The sequence below is a fragment of the Myxococcus sp. XM-1-1-1 genome (assembly GCF_020037095.1).
Taxonomy (GTDB): domain Bacteria; phylum Myxococcota; class Myxococcia; order Myxococcales; family Myxococcaceae; genus Myxococcus; species Myxococcus fulvus.
Map to the genome: position 1 here is coordinate 89,407 of NZ_JAIQDH010000023.1, position 21,006 is coordinate 110,412.

20 protein-coding genes and 1 CRISPR repeat array are annotated in these 21,006 nt (G+C 69.8%); of the genes, 12 read left to right on the plus strand and 8 right to left on the minus strand.

The features are described 5' to 3' along the window. Positions 1–288: 288 nt before the first annotated feature. The gene (locus tag K8640_RS43430) at positions 289–546 is read left to right on the plus strand and encodes a hypothetical protein (RefSeq protein ID WP_407940346.1); all 258 of its coding nucleotides are present in this window, start codon (positions 289–291) and stop codon (positions 544–546) included. 1,602 nt (positions 547–2,148) lie between these two features. Here K8640_RS43430 and K8640_RS33845 read toward each other — a convergent pair. Together K8640_RS33845 and K8640_RS33850 are read right to left on the minus strand one after the other, a co-directional pair. After that, positions 2,149–2,712, minus strand: a complete 564-nt coding sequence (locus tag K8640_RS33845; protein ID WP_368668598.1) for an imm11 family protein — start codon at positions 2,710–2,712, stop codon at positions 2,149–2,151. Positions 2,713–2,737: 25 nt separating this feature from the next. Further along, on the minus strand, positions 2,738–4,078 hold the full coding sequence (locus K8640_RS33850; RefSeq protein WP_368668597.1) for an AHH domain-containing protein: 1,341 nt from the start codon (positions 4,076–4,078) through the stop codon (positions 2,738–2,740). Positions 4,079–4,248: 170 nt separating this feature from the next. Continuing rightward, positions 4,249–4,852: a CRISPR direct-repeat array (repeat unit 26 nt; unit sequence GCTCGCCGTGATGCCGGAAGGCGTTG). A gap of 258 nt (positions 4,853–5,110) precedes the next feature. On the opposite strand from K8640_RS33850, the gene K8640_RS33855 reads away from it, so the two are divergent. After that, positions 5,111–5,875, plus strand: a complete 765-nt coding sequence (locus K8640_RS33855) for an SGNH/GDSL hydrolase family protein (protein ID WP_223750850.1) — start codon at positions 5,111–5,113, stop codon at positions 5,873–5,875. After that, complete coding sequence (locus tag K8640_RS33860) at positions 5,875–6,627, plus strand: hypothetical protein (protein WP_141330463.1); 753 nt, start codon at positions 5,875–5,877, stop codon at positions 6,625–6,627. The genes K8640_RS33855 and K8640_RS33860 overlap by 1 nt, the downstream gene beginning before the upstream one ends. A 54-nt stretch (positions 6,628–6,681) precedes the next feature. Here the strand turns inward: K8640_RS33860 and K8640_RS33865 are convergent, their stop codons facing one another. Genes K8640_RS33865 through K8640_RS33875 form a run of 3 tightly spaced genes read right to left on the minus strand, consistent with a single transcriptional unit; the run spans position 6,682 to position 8,570 of the window. Further along, positions 6,682–7,503, minus strand: coding sequence for a sulfite exporter TauE/SafE family protein (locus tag K8640_RS33865; RefSeq protein WP_223750851.1), 822 nt, complete (start codon positions 7,501–7,503; stop codon positions 6,682–6,684). 22 nt (positions 7,504–7,525) lie between these two features. Beyond that, positions 7,526–7,843: a rhodanese-like domain-containing protein gene (locus K8640_RS33870; protein WP_141329155.1), complete on the minus strand. Its 318-nt coding sequence runs from the start codon at positions 7,841–7,843 to the stop codon at positions 7,526–7,528. 25 nt (positions 7,844–7,868) lie between these two features. Then, positions 7,869–8,570 carry an MBL fold metallo-hydrolase gene (locus K8640_RS33875; RefSeq protein WP_223750852.1) on the minus strand — a complete coding sequence of 234 codons (702 nt, stop codon included), beginning with the start codon at positions 8,568–8,570 and terminating at the stop codon, positions 7,869–7,871. Between the two features lie 95 nt (positions 8,571–8,665). Between K8640_RS33875 and K8640_RS33880 the strand changes: the two genes are divergently transcribed. Together K8640_RS33880 and K8640_RS33885 are read left to right on the plus strand one after the other, a co-directional pair. Then, positions 8,666–9,091, plus strand: coding sequence for a YeeE/YedE family protein (locus K8640_RS33880; RefSeq protein ID WP_141329151.1), 426 nt, complete (start codon positions 8,666–8,668; stop codon positions 9,089–9,091). Between the two features lie 12 nt (positions 9,092–9,103). Beyond that, positions 9,104–9,574: a DUF6691 family protein gene (locus K8640_RS33885; RefSeq protein ID WP_223750853.1), complete on the plus strand. Its 471-nt coding sequence runs from the start codon at positions 9,104–9,106 to the stop codon at positions 9,572–9,574. A 69-nt stretch (positions 9,575–9,643) separates the two neighbouring features. Here K8640_RS33885 and K8640_RS33890 read toward each other — a convergent pair whose 3' ends face one another. Then, positions 9,644–11,158: an ABC transporter substrate-binding protein gene (locus tag K8640_RS33890; RefSeq protein ID WP_223750854.1), complete on the minus strand. Its 1,515-nt coding sequence runs from the start codon at positions 11,156–11,158 to the stop codon at positions 9,644–9,646. Between the two features lie 735 nt (positions 11,159–11,893). Between K8640_RS33890 and K8640_RS33895 the strand changes: the two genes are divergently transcribed. The 7 genes from K8640_RS33895 (at position 11,894) to K8640_RS33925 (ending at position 18,094) form a co-directional block, all read left to right on the plus strand. After that, a complete protein-coding gene (locus K8640_RS33895) occupies positions 11,894–12,415 on the plus strand; it encodes an RNA polymerase sigma factor (protein ID WP_223750855.1) in 522 nt (173 codons plus the stop codon). Continuing rightward, entirely contained in the window at positions 12,402–13,163 is a 762-nt protein-coding gene (locus tag K8640_RS33900; protein WP_223750856.1) for an anti-sigma factor, read from the plus strand. Before K8640_RS33895 ends, K8640_RS33900 begins: the two co-directional genes overlap by 14 nt. Positions 13,164–13,297: 134 nt before the next feature. Further along, entirely contained in the window at positions 13,298–13,654 is a 357-nt protein-coding gene (locus tag K8640_RS33905) for a rhodanese-like domain-containing protein (RefSeq protein ID WP_223750857.1), read from the plus strand. Between the two features lie 328 nt (positions 13,655–13,982). After that, the gene (locus K8640_RS33910) at positions 13,983–15,566 is read left to right on the plus strand and encodes a bifunctional UDP-sugar hydrolase/5'-nucleotidase (protein ID WP_223750858.1); all 1,584 of its coding nucleotides are present in this window, start codon (positions 13,983–13,985) and stop codon (positions 15,564–15,566) included. Between the two features lie 41 nt (positions 15,567–15,607). Next, positions 15,608–16,648: a YeiH family protein gene (locus tag K8640_RS33915; protein WP_223750859.1), complete on the plus strand. Its 1,041-nt coding sequence runs from the start codon at positions 15,608–15,610 to the stop codon at positions 16,646–16,648. Between the two features lie 23 nt (positions 16,649–16,671). Further along, positions 16,672–17,127 (plus strand): DsrE family protein, encoded by a 456-nt coding sequence (locus K8640_RS33920; protein ID WP_141329137.1) that lies wholly within the window; start codon positions 16,672–16,674, stop codon positions 17,125–17,127. 169 nt (positions 17,128–17,296) lie between these two features. Next, the gene (locus K8640_RS33925; protein ID WP_223750860.1) at positions 17,297–18,094 is read left to right on the plus strand and encodes a sigma-70 family RNA polymerase sigma factor; all 798 of its coding nucleotides are present in this window, start codon (positions 17,297–17,299) and stop codon (positions 18,092–18,094) included. A gap of 22 nt (positions 18,095–18,116) precedes the next feature. Here the strand turns inward: K8640_RS33925 and K8640_RS33930 are convergent, their stop codons facing one another. Further along, entirely contained in the window at positions 18,117–19,766 is a 1,650-nt protein-coding gene (locus K8640_RS33930; protein WP_223750861.1) for a phosphatidylserine/phosphatidylglycerophosphate/cardiolipin synthase family protein, read from the minus strand. A 125-nt stretch (positions 19,767–19,891) separates the two neighbouring features. Then, positions 19,892–20,854 (minus strand): hypothetical protein, encoded by a 963-nt coding sequence (locus K8640_RS33935; protein ID WP_223750862.1) that lies wholly within the window; start codon positions 20,852–20,854, stop codon positions 19,892–19,894. Positions 20,855–21,006 lie beyond the last annotated feature (152 nt).

Consider the following 21,006-nt stretch of genomic DNA (forward strand, 5'->3'; position numbering starts at 1 on the left):
ACTCGAGCTTGCCGCCGCTCGCCGTGATGCCGGAAGGCGTTGAGCACGTGCCAGCCGAGCAGGTGTACACGCGATCATCGGGGATCCGTTGCTCGCCGTGATGCCGGAAGGCGTTGAGCACCGCGTGAGCGCGTTGGGGCTCGCGGCGTAGATGGGCGTCAGCCGCTCGCCGTGATGCCGGAAGGCGTTGAGCACCCATGGACGAACGTAAGCTGATGCTGATTTCCCGCCGCCGCTCGCCGTGATGCCGGAAGGCGTTGAGCACGCGTACTGGTTGGCTCGCCGTGCGTGCACCACGTCCTTCCGCCGCTCGCCGTGATGCCGGAAGGCGTTGAGCACGCCGTGGGCGTGCCGCTGATGCGCAGCAACGGCTGCACGCCGCCGCTCGCCGTGATGCCGGAAGGCGTTGAGCACCATTTGCCACTCCTTTACAGATATCGGAACAGGACGACGGTGCCGTTGCTCGCCATGATGCCGGAAGGCGTTGAGCACCTGGCTTCCAGCTCACAGGCGAGTTCGCTGGCCCGACGCCGCCGCTCGCCGTGATGCCGGAAGGCGTTGAGCACCGCTCCTGCGGCGTGGGACGGCACAGGTGGACGACCGTTGCGCGCCGTGATGCCGGAAGGCGTTGAGCACACGCGGCGCACCTAGAAGTCGTCCACTTTTAATTAGCACCGTTGCTCGCCGAGATGCCGGAAGGCGTTGAGCACAGCTGGCGGGCCTGCCCCTTCGACGCCCGCGCCCGCTGCGCTCGTTGCTCGCCGAGATGCCGGAAGGCGTTGAGCACTGGTGCCAGCAGCGCTCCTTCGACTAGCCCACGGTCCGCTGCGCGTCGAGATGCCGGAAGGCGTTGAGCACCGTTCCGGATGTCCAGCAGACTCCAGATCATTCCTCCGCCGCTCGCCGTGATGCCGGAAGGCGTTGAGCACGAGGATGCAGCGCTCGATGATTGAGCGCGCTGGGCCGCTGCTCGCCATGATGCCGGAAGGCGTTGAGCACGTGTGCACGCACATCGGCTCGAAGTGCTTCTCCGGGTCACCCGCCGCTCGCCGTGATGCCGGAAGGCGTTGAGCACGTGGCGTCCACGTGCCGGAGGAACGCCCCGCGCTGCTGGCGCCGCTCGCCGTGATGCCGGAAGGCGCTGAGCACTGCAAGAAGTGATTGTCCGTCGCGAGCGCGAGCGGCCGCTGCTCGCCATGATGCCGGAAGGCGTTGAGCACCTCGGCGTCAGCGACCCGTACTCGGCGCGTTCGTTCCGCCGCTCGCCGTGATGCCGGAAGGCGTTGAGCACAGCGCGCCGTCCCGGACCTCAAACCGCTTCCAGCCGCCGCGCGCCGTGATGCCGGAAGGCGTTGAGCACTCGAGCATCTGGACGAAGGGCTCCGCGTCCTTGGACTCCGCCGCTCGCCGTGATGCCGGAAGGCGTTGAGCACTGTCCCTCGGGGGAGAGGCGCACGACGTGGTGGACCCGCCGCTCGCCGCGATGCCGGAAGGCGTTGAGCAAAGGCAGCGGTCGTTGACGACCGTGTAGCCGGGCAGGGGCCGCCGCTCGCCGTGATGCCGGAAGGCGTTGAGCACAGTTGCTCGACAGGTGAGACGAGGAAGATGTCCTCCGTTGCTCGCCGTGATGCCGGAAGGCGTTGAGCACTTCGTCCACAACACGCACAGCAACCCCTGTCTGTCGCCGTTGCTCGCCGTGATGCCGGAAGGCGTTGAGCGCCGATCACACCATGATCGCCCCCCGTGTTGGGGCCGTTGCTCGCCTCGATGCCGGAAGGCGTTGAGCACATCTCGATGGAGCCCACCAACTTCGCCTTGGCGGCCGCCTCCCGTTGCTCGCCGTGATGCCGGAAGGCGTTGAGCACTCAAATCAATCATGTACTTTCTATTCGCATCTGCGTCCGTTGCTCGCCGTGATGCCGGAAGGCGTTGAGCACGCGAGGACGCGATCCTTGATGACCGCGAGCACGGGACCGAGGAGCTTATCCTGTATGCGGAGACAGCCCGAACGCACGCCGAGCAACACCTCGGGGCCATGAAGCTGGCCCGGCGCGTAGTGGTGGCCCGTGTCAGCGCCGAGTCCCACCGGTGAGTGCTGGCTGCCGGTGCCCGCGCCGAGCAACCCCACGGAACCCAGGGGCTCGCCCACTAGACTTCTTCAAACGTCGCCCCGGTGGCTCCCATGCTTTCCAAGGCGTCTTTGATGTCCTCCCGGACAATCAGCACGATAGCCCAGCCCTGGGGACGGAAAACCTTGGCGTCACCTACCCGCGCGGGGTCGATGCGCATGCCACGCACGTCCCGGTACTTCCCCAGCTTCTCGGGCCGTCCATCCTCCGGGGTCCATTTCCTGACGAGCCTGGATGCTCGCTCGTCAATGCACTGGATGAGCTGGGTCGCCACGAGAATGACGAACGGCTCAGGCTGGCCCTCAATCTCCACGGGTAGGAACTGCACTTCCTCGGGAGCAAGTCCCGAGAGGGCGGACGCCACTCGGGTGTGGACCACCGGGGCCGCGAACGCCGCCCGCGAGAAGTCGAGCGCCCTGCCGGGGACATTGATGGGGAGCTTCAAGGGGCCCGGGTCCGGGAGTCGCTGGCCCCGATAGAACATCCACGGGTCGTCCACCTCTCGTCCTTGAGCATCCGTAGGGGTGCCGAGCAACCAGCGCCCCCGAATGCTCATGTCGTCCTTCAGGTCGTAGTACCGCATGGGCATGGGACCCATTGTGGTGGTCCTAGGTCCCCGTCACCAGTCTGTTGAGGTCACTCCCTGGCGTGGCGATTTCCCCGGCGAGGTCGCGCAGTTCCGCAGTGAGTGCCTCGCGGCATTTCTGCAGGGTGCGGCACCCCTCCGTTGCGTCAGACAGGCGTTGGAAGACTGCTTCGTGGTACTCCTGTGGGTGGGGCCCCTTGTGGCCCTTGATACGGACGATGTTGGCCGGCTCGTTCAGCGACATGCCCGCCTTGTCGAAGATCTTCTGGAACTGAGGCGACCACGGTCCTGCGTTGTTCGTGGACTTCCACCACTTGTCCGTCGCGATGTGGTGGTTGTGGCCCTCCGCGTCCACCGGAGCGGCTGCCGCGCCCCCCATGGCCTGCGCGGTCATGGCCACCGCGGCCGGAGCCAGAGCCACGGTGACAGCCTCGCCTGACACGGCCACTGCTCCCACTTCTCCCACGGCGGCAAGGCGGATGCCCGCGCGGCCCCCGGCCAGCGCCGCCGCCTGCGCTGAACCGGGCAGCGTGGGCACCTTGTTAGCGAAGCCCGCCGCCGTGTTCCCCACAGCCACCGTCGCCAGCAGCACGAAGGCTCGTGCCGCGTTCTGCCCCATGACCTTTCCGTAGCGATCGCCCGCGTCGCGCAGTTCGTCAAACGTGGTCGCCCGGTCTGCCTCTTCCACCAGCCGTTTGAAGCCCAATACCAGCGTCCAGAAGGTGTCCACCCCCAGGTAGGCAATGGCTGTTGCCGTCATCACAGCAGCCAGGCCCTTGCTCACGGGCTCGGGCACCGACCAGAGGACCAGATAGAGGGTGAGGGTCCACAGCGCCGCCGACAGCGCCGCGTGCGGGTCGGCCATTCCCTTGAAGGCGTCCAACATTTCTTCCAGGACCACGCCTTGGGCCATGGCCATGGCCAACGCATAGCGTCCATCGCCGGTCACGGTGGAGCTGTCCACCAACAGGCGTAGACAGTCGCCCTTGCGCCCAGTGCGCTCGCACCAGCGCAGATATGCCCGCGTCAACTCCTCCTCCGCTGGCGGCATGTCGGAGGTCAGTGCCGCCTTCTCCAGCGGCGTCATCTGCCGGGTGCGCGGGTTGAAGAGGTACGCGCCGCCGCGAGCCTCCACGCCCAAGAGGTCCCGTGCGGCCCACTGGGGATTGGCCGCGGGCCGCATGTGCCGCGCCAGCCGGGCCACTGCCTCTTTGAACTCGCGCCGCTCCACCTCCACCGGGCCGGCTTCGCCGCTGTGAGGAGTGAAGACGACCGGTGGACCCCGGCTCGTCTCCAGGCGCACCACGCGCCCCGAAGCACAGCCCGTCAGCCAAACCAGCAGCAGCGCGGCAGCGCGATGCATCCTCATCCAGCCCCCAGCGGGAAAGGTCTCCATCCTCCGCGACGAGGCCGGACCACGACCAGAACCCAGCGAATGGGCCTCCCGCAGCGGAGCGGGCGCCGAGCGCTCTCCAGGGGAAGGCGTCCGCCGCAAGTAGTGATGCTGTTGACCGCCGCGACGATTTTCCCGCCGCTCGCCGTGATGCCGGAAGGCGTTGAGCACATCATCTCCCTCATGATGCCGTAGACCGAGGGGTCGAAGCCCGTTGCTCGCCGTGATGCCGGAAGGCGTTGGGCACCCAATCTCGCCCGCGTCCTTCGCGGCGGTGATGATGCCGTTGCTCGTCGTGATGCCGGAAGGCGTTGAGCACTCCTTGTGAATGCCGTCCACCTTCTCGTCCAGCCGCGCCGCCGCTCGCCGTGATGCCGGAATGCGTTGAGCACTGGCGCGCCTTGCAGTGACCGATGAACTGCATCCCGTTGCTCGCCGTGATGCCGGAAGGCGTTGAGCACGAAGAGGTCGCTCATCGAGTTGACGAAGATCTTCCCGTTGCTCGCCGTGATGCCGGAAGGCGTTGAGCACCGGTTGAAGTCGTCGCGAAGGGTTGTCCACTTAGCCCGTTGCTCGCCGTGATGCCGGAAGGCGTTGAGCACTTGTACTTGCGGCGCATCTTGGCGATGGTGACTTGCCGTTGCTCGCCGTGATGCCGGAAGGCGTTGGGCACACGAGGGGCTTGGCCGTGTTCTTGTAGATATTGTTGTTCTCCGTTGCTCGCCGTGATGCCGGAAGGCGTTGGACCTCGGACCCGTGGCTCCACTCGCGGCCCTGTCACACGGGTACATGTTTCACGCTGCGAACAGGTCCGGCCCAACAGCTCTGGAAATTTTTCGCAGGGCCGTCCTTGCGGCTTATTGGCAATTTTCAGCTTTGACTTCCGAATCAATCCTGTGCGCGAATCGGACGTCATCCGGAAAGTCCGGAGGACGGAGCAATCACGGACGTATCCCCAAACGGCACGTCGGCGGGCGAGCCCTGCTGGCGGGAAGGCACCCTATGAAGGCGTTCCAAGTCTCTGGTCGCGCGCGTCTGCCCCGGTGGGCACAAGCCCTCGTCATCACGACGCCCATGCTGCTCGTCGGCTGCGGCCTCGGTCAGCTCATGAGCGCCCCGTGGATCACCAACGCGAACAACAACAACGTCGTGTTCCTGGGCGACTCCATCTTCGCGCTCTCGGGGGAGATTCAGACCGCCCTCCACGCCAAGGCGGGTGGGACGTTCCGCAACTACACGACCTCCGGCGCGGAGATCGAAGGTGGCGTCATCACCCCCTCCGTCCGCGGCCAGTTCGACCTCGCCGAGTCCGACAATCCGAACAGCCACATCGTGGTGATGGATGGCGGCGGCAACGACATCCTCATCCCCACCATCGCGCTCGCTGACCCGTACAACTGCAAGACGCAGTGGTATGAGTTCGGCCGCCTGTCGCAGAGCTGCAAGGACTACATCGACGACATCTACGTCGAGGTCGCGGACCTGCTGAACGACATGTCGACCAGCGGCGTCACCGACGTCGTCTACCTCGGCTACTACCGCACCAAGTTCGGGCTCCTCAACGCCAGCGACCTCGACCAGGCCGTCGACTACGGAGACCAGATTCTCGGGACCGCGTGCGCGAACGCCGTCGTCGACTGCGACTTCGTCGACCCCCGCTCGGCCATCACCAACGCCGACATCAAGGCCGACGGCGTCCACCCGACGACCTCGGGCTCGAACAAGATCGCCAACCTCATCTGGGCCAAGCTGGAGCCGCGGCTCTGATGCTCGGTCGGCGCGGGAACATCATCGTCCTTCTCGCGGCCGGCGCCCTCCTGTCGGCTGGCGCGTTCTCCCTCGTCCGAGGTGGGGACGCGCCAGTCGCACAGGCCGATGTGTCGCGGCCCGTGCCCGCTCCGGTGTCGTCCCCTGGGGAAGCGCCTCGGCGGACCGTCAGGCAGGACTCCGGACCGACGCAGAAGGACCCGACCGCCGAGGTGTCCGCGCGCTGGATGCAGGAGGCGCAGGCCCTCAGCCAGGAGGAGGAGGCGAAGCGACGCGAGCTCCTCGACGTGGACCCGAGGCTCTCGCTCGAGGCTCAGCAGGCAGTGTTCCTCGACCGGCTGTCCACCATCGCTGGCGTGGACCCGCGAAAGACGGAGGCGCAGCTGGTGCGCTCTCAAGCGACGGAGCTGTTCCTCCGGCTCGAGCCGGTGCAGGCCCACCTCGTCGGGATGCCGGTCGAGGAACGACGGGCCGCCCTCGCGGACATCCGGCGACGCATGGGCTACTCCGAAGAGCAGGTTGCACGCAAAGCCGCGGAGGATGTGTACAAGGATGCCCGCTGGGAGAAAGGGCTCGCGTACATGAAGGCGCGAGAGGCGCTGCTCTCGCGGCTCGGGCAGACCGAGTCCCTGGACGCCGAACTGGGCTCCTTGCGCGAGCAGTACTTCGGCCACGAGGCACCGACGCTCGCGCGCGAGGAGGCCGCGGGGTTCTTCCGCTTCCAGCGGCGCCGCGTCTACGGGAGGAACTGAGCGGCTTGCATCGCACCACGCCGCCCACCATGACGCCGCTCGCGGACCGCGCCGCTAGTGCCCGCCCGAGGCGCCCGTCACCGCCGCGCCGACGGACGTGGGCGTCACCTCGCCCACGCTCATCAGGGCCTCGCGGTTCTTGACGAGGATGAACACGCCCATCACCACGAGCAGGCCGGAGAAGGCCGTCTTCAGCGTGGCCTGGGACACGAAGTGGGAGGCCCAGGTGCCGGTCAGGATGCCGGCCACGGCGATGGCCGTGAAGACACCCAGCGCGCCCCAGGGCACCTCGACATGGCCGAGGTAGCCCGCGAAGCCCACCAGCGAGTTGAGCGCGATGACGAGCAGGCTGGTCCCCACCGCCTGCTTCATCGGCAGCCCCACCAACAGCACCAGCGCCGGGACGATGAGGAACCCTCCCCCCACGCCCACCAGCCCCGTGAGCCCGCCCACCCCCAGGGCCGCCAGCACCATGACGGGCACGGGCGCCTTGTGGGGCGAGGGCGCGCTCGCGGCGTCGCGTCGGCCGTTGCGGAACATGAAGAACGCGGACACCAGCATCACCGCCGCGAACAGCAGCAGCTGCGTCGCCCCGGACAGGAGCGCCGACAGCCTCGCCCCGCCATAGGTCCCCGCCATGGCCACCAGCGCGAACAGGAGCGCCGCCCGGAACCGGACGTTCCCCTTGCGCCAGTGGCTCGCCGCGCCCACCAGGCTCGTGACGCCCACCACCGCCAGTCCCATGGCGATGGACTCCTTGGCGCCGAAGCCCAGGACGTACACGAGGATGGGGACGGTGAGGATGGAGCCGCCGCCGCCAAGCAGGCCGAGCGACAGCCCCATCAACGCCGCCAATGAGAAGCCGAGCAGTTCCATGGTGTCCTTCCGTGACGCGCGCTCAGCCCGGGAGCGGCTCACGCACGGCGAGCATCCCGCCCGCCAGGTTGTAGAGGTGCTGGAAGCCGGCCCGGGCCAGCAGCCCCGCCGCCCGGGCGGAGCGCCCGCCCGAGCGGCAGATGAGCAGCAACGGCGCCTCGCGGGGCCACGTCACCGCCACGCGCTCGAGCGTGTCCAACGGGACGAGCTCGGCGCCGGGCAGATGCCCCAGCGGCCCCGTGAACTCGTCCGGCTCGCGCACGTCGATGCGCCGCGTGCCCGGGGCGAGCGTGTCGAGCTGCGCGGGTGTGATGTCTCGATAGGGAATCGGTGTCGTCATGTCATGGCTCCCGCCCGTGAGGGCGTCAGGCCCCCTGGGGCGCGGGCGCCGTGTGGCCACAGGCCCGGTTGGCGGGGACCGCGATGTCTATCTTTCGCGGCTTGGGCAGGTTCAGGTTCTCCATGATGTGGATGAACTCCGCCTCGCTCTTGCCCGCCACGCGGGGGTTGTGCCGCTTCTCCTCGGCGATGCTCGACACCGTGCGCCCCTGGTAGTCATGGCCGGGATACACGAGCGTCGAGTCGGGCAGGGTGAAGAGGACGCGCGTGAGGCTGTCGTACAGCTGCCGCGCGTTCCCGTTCTGGAAGTCCGTGCGGCCGTTGCCCCGGATGAGCAGCGCATCCCCCGTGAACACGCGGTCCCCGAGCAGGTAGCTGAGGCTGTCGTCCGTGTGCCCCGGCGTGGCGAGCACCCGGAAGACGAGCTCGCCCACGCGCACCTCGTCCCCGTGACGGACGTGCATGTTGGCGCAGCTGGCGCCCCCCACGCCGCCCACCACCGTGGCCTGCGTGCGCTCGCGCAGCACGCCCGACGCGGTGACGTGGTCGGCGTGGACGTGCGTGTCGAACACGTGGGTGAGCGTCAGGTCCAGCTCCGCCACCAGCTTCAGGTCGCGCTCGACCTGCTCGAGCACCGGGTCGATGAGGACGGCGTGGCGCGTGGCCTCGTCGCCGAGGAGATAGGTGTACGTCGAGGACTCCGCATCGAAGAGTTGTCGGAAAATCATGTCGTTGCCTCCTGAGGGTGAGAGCCCGACGCGTTCCAAAAGGATTCTTCACGCCCGCGCGAATCCTTTCCGGCGCGCACGGGCTCTCACGTGACATGGCTTCTTCCTTCCTGCTTCCTCTCCTCGGCGGTGCGCTCATCGGGTTGAGCGCATCCCTGCTCCTGTGGGCCAACGGCCGGGTCGCCGGTATCAGCGGCGTGGTGGGCTCGCTGCTGGCCCCCGTGCGCGGTGACGTCGCCTGGCGCGTGCTGTTCTTCCTGGGGCTGCTGTCGGGCGGGCTGCTGCTCGTCTGGCTGCGTCCCGAGACCTTCCCCGCGTCCGCCTCCCCGAGCGCCCGCGGCACGCTGGTGCTGGTGGGCGCCGGGTTGCTCGTGGGCCTCGGCTCGCGGCTGGGCAACGGCTGCACCAGCGGTCACGGCGTCTGCGGTCTCAGCCGAGGCTCGCAGCGCTCCTTCTGGGCCACGCTCACCTTCATGACCACCGGCGCCCTCACCGTCTTCGTGGTCCGTCACGTCCTCTAACGGAAACTCCCGATGCGTCTTCTCATCACTGCCTTCCTCAGCGGTCTCATCTTCGCCCTCGGACTGGGGCTCGCCGGCATGACGGACCCGGCCAACGTCCAGGGCTTCCTCGACATCGCGGGCGACTGGGATTACCGGCTCGCCTTCGTCATGGGCGGCGCCATCGCGGTGCACGCGGCGCTGCGTCCCCTCATCCTCCGGCGCGGGCGGCCGCTGTTCGCCCCGCGCTTCCCCGACCTCCTCCGGGGCAGGCCGGACGCGAAGCTCCTGGCGGGCTCGGCCCTCTTCGGCGTGGGCTGGGGGCTCGGCGGTTACTGCCCTGGTCCCGCGCTCACCTCGGTGGCGAGCGGCGCGCCCCAGGTGCTCGTCTTCGTGGCCGCGATGTTCGGCGGCTTCCTCCTCGCGCGCCTGCCATGGGCGCGCGGGAGCGCGGGGGCGCGGAGCCCCGGCTCAACGACGGTGGAGCCGCTCTCCTCGCCTTGAGGCGGGAGCTCGACACGAACCACGGGGAGGGAGGGAATCCAAATCCCTCCCTCCCCACGACTTCACAGCCTACGGGCTGAACGTCCCCGTGAGCACGCTGGCGCGGGCACGCGGCAGCGCGCGCTTGAACGGGCTCGTCGCCAGGTCGGAACCGGGCTGGTACCAGCTCTGGATTTCAGCGAAGTACGTCTGGCCCGACTGGAGCACGCCCGGCGGCAGGTACACGCTCTGCAGGTCGGTGTGCAGCGACGTCACGCGAGTCGCGGTGGTGGCGCCGTTGCTCGTGCCCAGCCGGTAGATGTTCACCACATAGTTCGTGGCCGTGCCAATCAGCGGCTTCGACCAGCGCAGCGAGGCGTCCGTGCCCACGCCCGTGAGGGTCTGGAACGCGCCACGGGTGTTGACGAGCGGCGCCTGCACCGGCCCGATGAGGGGCTGCACCGGCGCTGCGGAGAACGCGCTCGCCTCCTGGTCCACGCGGATGTCCACGCTCATGGTGAAGGGCGTCGCCGTCCCCAGCGCGTACGTCTTCGTGAAGCCCGCGGCCGCCAACGCCACCTTCTGCCACGTCGCCGGCAACGGGTTGTTGTAGGTCATGCTCCCCGTGACGATGTCGGTCTTCAGCGCGTCAGGATTGAGCTTCACCAGGAGCGGCGGCCCGCTGATGGACGCGAGCGCCTGGCCCACCGCGGCCGGCCGCGCGGACATCCAGATTTCGTTGTACGTGCTCACCGCGCTCGGGTTCACCTGGGTGCGCAGGGCGTCGAACGCCGAGCGCCTCCAGTCCACCGAGAACGTGCCCGTCGCCGCGGGCTGGGTGAAGGTCCCGGAGACGGAGGTCGACTGGCCATCCGCATGGGTCAGGTTCGCTTCGAGCACCTTGTGCATCGAGCGGTAGGGCACGCCCATGGGGCTCGACTGCAGCCGCATCTGCGCCAGCGAGAACACATCCCCGAAGGCGAGGTGGTTGAGCAACACGGGGTTGGTCATGTTGGCGTAGTCGAAGCTCAGCGCGGAGAACGACGTCGCGCCCGCCTGGGGGAACCCCGTCTCGTTGCCGTAGAGGTAGCCGAACGCCCCCGGGTTCAACGAGTACATGTCCATGTAGTCCCCCGTCTGCCAGGGAGACAGGCCGGACGCGGACACCGTCACGGGGGTCGGCTGCCAGGGGAAGAGGCCATTGCGCCCCCACTCCGTGGAGCCCAGGTCGAACGTGCGGCCCGTGCTCACCAGGAAGCGCGAGCCCACCCTCAGGTAGATGCGGCCGGAAGGGACGTTGGGCACGGAGATGCTGCCGTCCGCGGCGCCCGAGCCCGGGTACGCCGTGAACGCTCCCGTCGTTGAATCCCGCGTGTAGGCCACCACCGTCGTGGCGGACTGGTTGTAGGAATTCGTCACATTGCCTGACGACGTGACGAACGTCACCGGGCTCGTCCCCGTGACCTGCGTGTTCAGTCCCTGGATGACCTGGGAGGCGGAGTCCTCCGCCACGGAGGTCTCCATCGCCTCGCCTTCCTCGAGGCCCGCGCAGCCGGCCCCCGTCAGTCCGACCAGGAGACCCAGGGAAAACAATGAGCTTTTCATGTGGATGAATGATGTCCCGTTGAGACGGCGTCCGGAATGGCGCCGCTGGAGATGATTCATATCGCGCGGGTCTGACATTGATTGATGTGTCTGGGTATTTGTATGGGAATGAAACTTCGGCATCGAACCGCGATGCACGCGGTGATACCGGAGTCGCTTCGCCCCCGCGCTTTGTCAGAGGGGGCTGGTAGGGTCCTTTTCGTCCGCCAGACCTCCGGGCGGACGCGGCATGGGGCCCCATGCTCGTCGCGTCGGGGGGACACCGTTCCTGCTCGTGAGGGGCCGGTCTCGTCACGGCCGCGTGTGGTGTGCTGCCGCTCGCATCGAGGCGTGCCGTTGCCAGGTCCTGGATCCAGGCCTGGTCGTGCATGGCCGTCGCGGTGGCGCAGCCTCACCCCGCGGCGTCGGCGAGACCAGGCCCTTGCAATTGCAGGCTTTGAGTGGGACCGCGACGCGCCTGTCGGTGCCTCGCACCCTTGCGGCGCGGTCGCCTTGTCTCCACAGGTGCTGTTGGCGGGGAGCGCGATGTCTGTCTTTCGGAGCCTGGGCGGGTGGAGGTTCTCCAGGCTGTGGAGGAACTCCTCCTCGCGCACGCTTGCTTCCTTCCTGGCAGGGGCGCTCGCCGGCATGAGGTACTCGCACTCCAGTGCGTGAGCCCCTGATACGCCGGGCGTGGGAGCGATGTCCCGTTCCATCGTGGGAACTTCCCACCCGGGTCGCCGTGTCTTCCCTGTCGTGAGCCCCCGCGCCTTCATCGAACGAGCCCTGGAGCACCTGCCCGCCCTGCGGCGCGTGGGCCGACGGCTGACGGGCAGCGCGGTGGAGGCCGACGACCTGGTGCAGGAGACGCTGGCGCGCGCCCTGGAGCAGCGAGGCGCACTGAAGGAACCCGCGAGCCTCAAGGCCTGGCTGCTCGCCGTACAACGCACCGTGTTCCTCAACTCCCGGCGTGGACTGCGGCCCCGCCTGGAGGTGCTGGAGGGTGGGCGAGGTCAGCCGCTCCCGCCCGAGCCCTCCGCCGACCTCGAAGTGGAACTGCACGCGCACGCCTTGAGCGAGGGGATGCGCGCGGCGCTCGACGCTCTGGCGCCCGAGTGGCGCGACGCGCTGTGGCTCCGCGAGGTCGAGGAGCTGAGCTACGACGAGATTGCCCAGGTCCAGGGGTGCCCGGTGGGCACCGTGCGCTCACGGTTGGCACGGGCGCGACTGGCGGTGTTCGACTTCCTCGAGAAGGAGAAGTCCCATGGAAGCCTGTAGCCCCGGCTGGCAGGAGCGGCTCTCCGCGTGGTTCGACGGCGAGGTCTCGGCATCCGAGCGACGCGAGGTGGAGCAGCACCTGCCCCGATGCGCCGGCTGTGCTCGGGAGGCGTCCCGTTACGCTTCGCTGCGGCGGACCCTGCAGACAGAGCGCGCCATGGAGGCCCCGGTTCCGTTGGCGCTGGCGGGACGAGTCACCGGACTGGCGCCGCGCCCGAGGTGGGCCTCTCCCTCGCGAAGGCTGGCGGCGGGCGTGGCCGTGGCGCTCGCGTCGGTGGGGCTCTTGTGGACGTCCTGGCCCGGCGGGATGAACGAGGCGCTGGCGATGGACCTGGAGCGGCATCACCTCAAGGCCTTCTCGCGCGTGACGCCCTGTGAGTTCGAGTCCTCGGACCCCGCGGCGGTGAAGGCGTGGGTGGAGCGGGAGGTGGGCTACCCCGTGGACGTGCCGGTGGTGCCCGGGGCGACGCTCCTGGGCGCGCGGCGCTGCAGACTGCACGGCAAGCTCTCCGCGTCGCTGCTGTACCGACATGAGGGGGGCAAGGCGATGACGCTCTTCCTGCCCCTGCCGGGCTCGCAGGCGGCGAAGGAGGCGGCGCGCTTCGCGGGCGATGGCCCCCGCTGCACCCGAGGGCCCGTGGGCGAGCGCATCTGCGTGGCGCCCGGTGGGGACGCGCGGGCCTCGCTCGCCGTCTCCGAGCTCGAGCCCGACGTGCTCCTGGCCGCGCTGGCCCGCCTGGCCCCCTGACCCGGGCCCTTCGCGCCCCCCGGGAATCAGGACGCGTGCCGGGGCGCTGAATCCTTTTGCCGCCGTCCTGGCTCTGACCGGGCTGAACCCACACTCCCGGGGGCACTCCGCCTCCGGTGTCGGATGGAGCCGTCATGAAGGTCGCCCTCGCCGTCACCGCCGCCCTGCTCGTGGGGCTGGTCCTCACCGCCTGCTCACACCTGCGCGCGGGAGACCCCGCCGTGGCGGATGAGGCGCGCCGCCGGGTGGAGGCGGGGGCCACGCTGGTGGATGTCCGCTCGCCCGAGGAGTTCGCGGACGGTCACCTGCCGGGCGCGGTGAACATCCCGGTGGGGGAGCTGGCGCGGAGGCTCGGCGAGCTGGGGCCGCCGACCACCCCCGTGGTCGTCTACTGCCGCAGTGGCGCACGCAGCGGCCGCGCCGAGCGTCTGCTGAAGGAGCAGGGGTTCCAGGACGTCTTCAACCTGGGCCCCATGTCCGCGTGGCGGTGAGGCGCGTGGGGCGAAGGGGTCACGGCACTTCGGCCCGGGGCCTGGCGCGGCGTGAAGCTGCGAGGTGCTCCGCATGGCGCCCCGTCCGCGCACGAGCCTGGGCGCTCCTCCGAGGTGGAGGTTCGAGGAGGAGCGCTCCTGGTCGGGAGCGTCGCGACGCTTGCGGTGTGTCCGCCCGGTCGGCGCGCGCCGTTGAGGCGGTCCCGTTCCCCGGGCGCCTGGACGCCTCGTGGCGGAAGCCCGAGGGACGCACTTTGGGCCCGGGAACTCCGCGACGCATGAGACGTGTCCTCCCCGGCGTCACCCGCCATCCCTCACCAGGTGCTCGATGAAGTTCCGCCCCCTGCTCGCACTGCTCGCGCTGGTCTCCGGTTGCGCGGCGTCGCCGAAGTCCGCCGCGCCGCCCTCGAAGCGTCAACAGCTCACCGTCCTCTACGTGGCCGACCTGCACGCGCAGCTGCGCGCGCACCCGGAGCTGTTCTGGCGCGACGGCGAGGAGCGCATCGAGCTGGCGGGCGGCTTCGCGCGCCTGTCCGCCGCCATCCAGCGCATCCGCGCCGAGCGGGGTGGCGACGTGCTGGTGCTCGACGGCGGTGACACGATTCAAGGCTCGGGCGCGGCGGCGCTCACCGAGGGCCGCGCGCTCATCGCGCCGCTCAACGCCCTGGGCCTGGACGGCGCGGTGCCGGGGAACTGGGAGGTGGTGTACGGCCCCCAGGTGCTTCGCCAGCGCGCCCGTGAGCTGAAGCATCCGCTCTTCGCCGCGAACGTGCGCGACGCGGCGAGCGGCGAGCGGCTCTTCCCTCCCTCCCTGGTGAAGGACGTGGGGGGCGTGAAGGTCGCCGTGGTGGGCTTCACGGACCCGGACGTCCCGCGTCGACAGCCGCCCGGATACAGCCAGGGGCTGCGCTACGACGGCCCGGAGGCGCTGCCCACGCTGGTGCGCGAGGCGCGCGAGCGCGACGGCGCGCAGGTGGTGCTGTTGTTGTCCCACGTGGGGCTCGCCAAGGCCGTGGGGCTCGCGGCCCGGGTGCCCGGCGTGGATGTCCACCTGTCCAGCGACACGCACGAGCGCACCTATGCCCCCATCGAGCAGGCAGGCACGTGGGTGGTGGAGCCCGGCGCGTTCGGCTCCTTCCTCGGCCGGCTGGACCTGTGGCTCGAGGAGGGGAAGGTGGTGGACCGCCGCTGGGAGCTCATCGAGCTGACCGCGTCGCGCTTCCCCGAGGACCCCGAGATGGCGCGGCAGGTGGAGGCCGCGCTCGCCACGCACGACGAGGCGCTCCTGGCGCAGGTGGGCCACACCGACGTGACGCTCGCGCGCTACGCGGTGGTGGAGAACCCGCTGGACAACATGCTGGCGGACGCCATCCGCGCCGCGGGCGGGACCGAGATTGGCCTGTCCAACGGCTTCCGCTTCGGCACGCCGCTGTTGCCCGGGCCCGTGCGCGAGGCGGACCTGTGGAACCTCTTCCCCGTCACCAACAAGTTGAAGACAGGCAAGGTGAGCGGCCGCCAGCTGCGCGCCTTCTGGGAGCAGGAGCTGGAGAACGTCTTCGCGAAAAACCCGGAGCACCGCTTCGGTGGATGGCTGCCGCGCCCCTCGGGGATGACGGTGCGCTTCCGCGCCGACGCACCCAAGGGCCAGCGTGTCCTCGCGCTCGAGGTCGCGGGGGAGCCGGTGGTGGACTCGCGCCTGTACACCGTGACGGCCTGCGAGCGCGACGGCGACGCGCCGGACATGTTGTGTCGAATCCCCGGCGCGCTGGAGCCCCACGTGCTCGACCTGGACGCGCACGAGGCGGTGCGCCGCTTCCTCGCCGGCGCGCCTCGACTGAGCGACGCGCTGGAGGGCCGCGCGGTGGGCGAGGACCTGCCGGCCGTGCTCCGCACCCAGCAGGTCTCGCGATGAGCCCCGCGCCGGACCCACGACGTCATGAACCCGGGCCTGAGATGACCGCACCTGTCGCCGCTCCCTCCTCGACCGTCGTCACCGAACCCCAGGCGATGTGGCGCCGCCGCCTGCCGGGCCTGGGGCTCGCCGCCGCGCTGGCGGGCGTCAGCTACGCGCTGGCGCTCCTGCCCGGCCTGAAGGTGGTGGGGCCGCTCACGGTGGCCCTGCTGCTGGGCATCTCGCTGCGCACGTCGCTGGGGCTCTCGCCCGTGTGGAGGGAGGGCACGCGGTACGCGGCGCGCACGGTGCTGCGGCTGGGCATCGTGCTGATGGGGGCGCGGCTCGACTTCGGGCTGGTGGCGAAGGTGGGCCCGCGCGTGCTGATGCTGTCGGTGGCCGTCATCGTCGTCGGCATCCTCGGCATCCGGTGGGTGACGCGGCGCTTCGGCGTCCCGGAGAAGCTGGGGACGCTGCTGGCGGTGGGGACGTCCATCTGCGGCGCCAGCGCGGTGGTGGCCGCCAGCTCCGTCACGCGCGCGGAGGAGGAGGACACCACGCTGGCGGTGGGCCTGTGCGGCGTCCTGGGCACCGTGGGCGTCCTCTTCTACGTCTTCGTGGGGCCGCTCCTGGGGCTGAGTGACGCGCAGCTCGCCATCCTCTCCGGGGCCACGCTGCACGAGGTGGCGCAGGTGATGGCCGCGGCCTTCACGTTTGGCGCCGACGCCGGGGACCTGGGCACGCTGGTCAAGCTCACCCGCGTGGTGCTGCTGGCGCCGGCGCTCGTGGTGCTGGGGCTCGTCTCCGGGGTCGGCGGGAAGGTGCGCTACTCGCTGAAGGAGCCGCCCATCCCCTGGTTCGTCATCGGCTTCCTCGCGGTGGGCGTGCTGGGCACGGTGGGGGTGGTGCCCGCCTGGGCCCGGGCGTGGCTGTCCACCGCCAGCGTCTTCCTCATGGTCCTGGCCATGGCGGCCATGGGCCTGGGCACCCACCTGAGCATGGTCCGCCGCGCGGGCCTGCGCGTCGTCTACGCGGGGCTCGTCGGCTTCGCCGCGCTGGCCCTGTTCGCCTGGGGCCTCATCCACCTGCTGTCCATCCAGTAGTCCTCCCGCCGGAGTCCGTCCCGATGAATCGCCTCGTGTTGCTGCTCGTCACCTCGCTCGTCACCGTCCCCCTGGCCGCCTCCGGCTCGACGCCCTCCGAGTCGCGGCGGACGCCCGCGCCCCAGGGCAAGCTCGTCTTCGTGGCCACCACGGGCCTGGAGGACCTCGGCACGCTCTCCAGCGCCTTGCGCCACGCCAGGAGCGCGAAGGAGTCGGGGCACCTCTCGGACGTGGTGTGGCTCACCTACGGCCGCGCGGTGGTGGCGCTGGACCCGACGGTGAAGGCGGTGCCGGAGGAGGTCCGGCAGGCGGCCCAGGCCGCGAAGGCCGCGGGCGTGCGACTGGTGGCGTGCGGCACCGCGCTCCAGAAGTTCGGCATCGACCCGAAGAAGCTCCAGCCCCAGGCGGAGGTGGTGGACAATGGGGTGGCGGAGCTGGCGCGCCTGGTCGCCGAGGGGTATCAGCTCATCCGTTACTAGCGAGGCCGGGGCGAGCTGGCGCGCCCGGGGGGCCGCCCGAGCTCGCGGGCGGGCGCTCGGGCCCGTGGCCTCGGTTGCCGGGCGCTGCTCGCCGAGGCTGGCAGGGGAGGGCCCTCCAGGAAGGCGCGCAGGGGCTCCGACGTTCTTTCGAGGAGGAGGTGGGAGGCGGATGTCGACGCGAACCGACGAACAGTTGATGGAGGCCGCGCGCTCGGGAGATGGCGAGGCCCTGGACGAGGTCCTCACCCGTCACGAGAAGCAGGTGTATCGCTTCGGGCTGCGCATGTGCGGCTCGGAGGAGGACGCCAAGGAGGTCCTCCAGGAGACGCTGCTGTCGGCCTTCCGCGGCCTCCACGCGTTTCGCGGCGACGCGGCGCTGTCCACGTGGCTGTTCCAGGTGGCGCGCACGCACTGCCACCGCCTGCGCCGTCGTCGTGTGGGCGCGCCCGAGGACTTCCAGCCGCTCGACGCGCCCGAGGCCTCCAGGGTGGCCGCGGACGGGGCGACCCCGGACCAGGTGTCCCAGGTCCGGCAGCTGGGGGAGGTGTTGCAGGCGGCCATCCTCGCGCTGCCGGAGGCGCAGCGCGAGGTGCTCATCCTCCGGGACGTGGAGGGGCTGACGGCCGAGGAGGCCGCCGACGTGGTGGGCATCGAGGTGCGCGCCCTCAAGAGCCGGCTGCATCGCGCGCGGATGCAGCTGCGCGAGCACCTGGCCACCCTCCTGGGCCAGGAGGGCCCGGGGCAGCAAGCGGGGTGTCCGGAGCTGGCGCGGGAGCTGACGGAGGAGCTGGACCAGGCCGCCTGCATCCGCCTGGAGGACCACCTGTCACGCTGTCCTCGGTGCAACGAGGCCTGCGACGCGCTCAAGCGCACCGTCTCGTTGTGTCGGCGCATCCCCGGAGACGCCGTCCCCGCCCCGGTGCGCGCCGCGGTACGGCAGGCGCTGGCCCGCGCGGTGCCGGCGTGAGCCGCCGGGCCGCGCCCACCGCTCAAATCATGTTCCCCGCCGCCCACGAGCCCCACGCGGTGAGGCTGGTGTAGCTGACCTGCAGGTCCGCCAGTGTGAGCGGGACGATGTTCACCTTGCCGTCCGTCTTGCCCACGTTCTGCTCCGCCGCCGCGCGCCACTGGTCGACGTTCTTGGGCATCCCCCAGTGCTCGAAGATCTCCTCCCGCATCGCCTTCACGAACGCTCCGTCCTGGATGACGGCGCTCACCTCGGCGTCGAACTGCATGCTGCGGTAGGTCCAGTTGCTGCTCCCGATGAAGGCCAGCTTGTCGTCGACGATGGCCACCTTCGAGTGCACATACGGCGACTTCCCCTTCGCGCCGTTGAGCAGCGGTGAGTACATGCTGAAGGACTCGGACTCGATGGCCGTGATGTTCTCCAGGTACTCCCACGTCCCGAGCCAGGCCGTCTTCAGCTTCCAGTGGACGCCCCGGTTCATGAACTGCGACGCCGGACGGAACGGCAGGTTGGGGTGCTTCCACGACTGCATCAGCGAGTCGTCCCCCGCATGCAGCCGCTTCTCCAGGTCCGTGATGTACGTGTCGTTGTCCAGGCAGCCCGTCTTCTGGACCTGCGGCGACGGCGGCAGCAGCAGCGAGCGGCCGCTGAGGACCCATCCCTCGTAGCGCAGGCTGCAGTCCTTGAGGTCGCTGGCCTTCACCTTGCCGGCGCTCTTGGAGGTGAAGCTGGTCATCCCCGCCATCGCGATGGCCCGGAAGGCGAAGTTCATCACGTACGCGTACCCGCTGTAGTCCCCGAGCACCGTCTCCTTCGGGTGTGGGACCATCAGGATGATGCGCACCCCGCGCGCCGCGGCGGCGACCAGCGCGTCGATGATGCACGGGTCCGTCAGCGCCTGGTTCTCCATGTAGACGAACTGCTTCGCCTTCTGGATGTGGCCCACCAGCTCCTTGCGGATGTCCCGCTCGGCCTTCTTGCCCTGGATGTCCGTGGTCACGAACGTCACGGCCTTGCCGCCGCCGCTCCTGTCCGGGGTGTGGGGCGCGGCGGGTGGCGTCTTGCCCGCCCACAGCTCCGACCAGTAGTGCCCCACGACGCGGTGGATGTCTCCCTTCAGGTGCACGGCCGCGTCGTGCCAGTGATTGGCCGCGTCATGCGTCGTGGCGGACTTGTAGTCCTCGCCCAGGTTCATCCCGCCCAGGAGCAGGTCCTCGCTGCCGGAGGTCTTGAACAGGGCAATCTTGATGTGGAGGCTGGTGAAGGGGTGCAGCGTGGTGCCTGCGTACGAGTGGTATTTGAACTCCAGGCTCCCGTCGGGGAACTTCCACTCCGTGAGCAGGTGCTTCCACTTGTCCAGCCACGCGGTCCAGTCCTCGCGCCAGAAGTGGTGATGCGGCACGAAGCACTCGGACTTCCAGCCGTTCCACAGGATGACCTGGACCTTCACCCCCGCCTTCGCGGCCGAGGAGAGCGCCTGCGCGAGCGTGCGCTGCGGCGCTCCGTCCACCGCGGGCAGCGTGAGCGACGGGTCCGCCTTCCAGTACGCCAGGCGGATGGTGGCGCCCTTGCCGTCCAGCTCCGCGCGGCGGATGTGCCGGTGCAGCTCCAGGAAGAACTTGTCACCGTCGAGGATGAAGTTCGCGGTGTCGCAGCTGGTGTCGACGCGCATCGTGGGGGCGTGCCAGTGCAACCCGGGGGCCACGTGCGGGGGCCGGGGGCGCGTCGTGAGTCGACACGCCTCCGGGGGCTCTCGCGTTCAAGCCCGACGCAAGTGCGTTCCCGCGCGACGCCGGGCTACTTCCCCTCGAGCTCGGCGGCCCAGATGTCCTTCACGCCGCCGATGTGGTCGAAGGCGCAGTGGGTCGCACCGGCGACGACCTTCTCCTCCAGCGGGAAGGCGTAGCCGCGGAACGCGGTGAGGCTGGCCTGGATGTCGGTGAGGTACTCGTCCTTGTCACCGTAGGCGTAGACCAGTCGCGTGGAGCCGCGCAGCTCGGGGCGCGTGCTGTCCCAGTCCATCTTGCCGCCCCAGGGCGCCTCGCCGCCGCAGCCCAGCGCGTACACGCCCCGGTAGCGGTCGCCGTACCTGGGCAGGAAGCTCGCGGTGAGGAACACCGAGCCACCCGAGGAGCCGCCGAAGAGGATGGGCTCGTTGATGATGTTCCAGCCCTTGCGCAGGGCATCGAGCACCTCCACCAGCGTGGCCGCGTTGTCACCCGCGAGGTCGCGGTCGGCCTCCGTCCCCTCGACGGCGCAGTTGGTCACCGAGGGCTTGGTCCACCACGCGCACTTGTTCGGCGCCAGCACGGAGACATAGAGCGTGTCGTTGTCGTAGGCCCACGGCGCCTGGAGGCGCGGCGCGGTGTCCCCCGTGTGCGCCCGGGCCCCATCGCCGTGCAGGTAGACGGCCAGACGCATCGGCGCGGGGACGATGCCCACCCGAGGCTCGATGATCTTCAGCTCCGCGCCCGCCACCTGCGTGACGCAGTACGGATACGTCTGGCTGTTGCTCGTCACCGAACCGGTGCGCTCACAGGGCAGCTTCCCCGAACCGCCAGAGGTCCCCGGGCCCGCGTCCGGCTGGGGCGTGGGGCCGCCGTCACCCGAGCCCGCGTCCGTCCCCGCGTCGGTTCCGGAGTCCGAGCCATCGGGTGTTCCCGCGTCCGAGCCGGCATCCGGCGTGGGTGTGGGGTCGGGGTCGTCCGAGCAGGCGGTGAGGGACAGCGCGAGGAGGGCGGAGACGAGGAGACGGAGCATGGTGTGTCTCGGCAGGGGAATGAGAACGGTCCCAGGCTACCGCGTCCCCACCCACACGCCGCCGCCATCCGCCACCGGGTGACCCTGGCTGTGTTCACCGGTGGCCCTTGGGGCGTCCGTGCTCGTGTCGGGCCGGCTTGCGTGGACGCGGT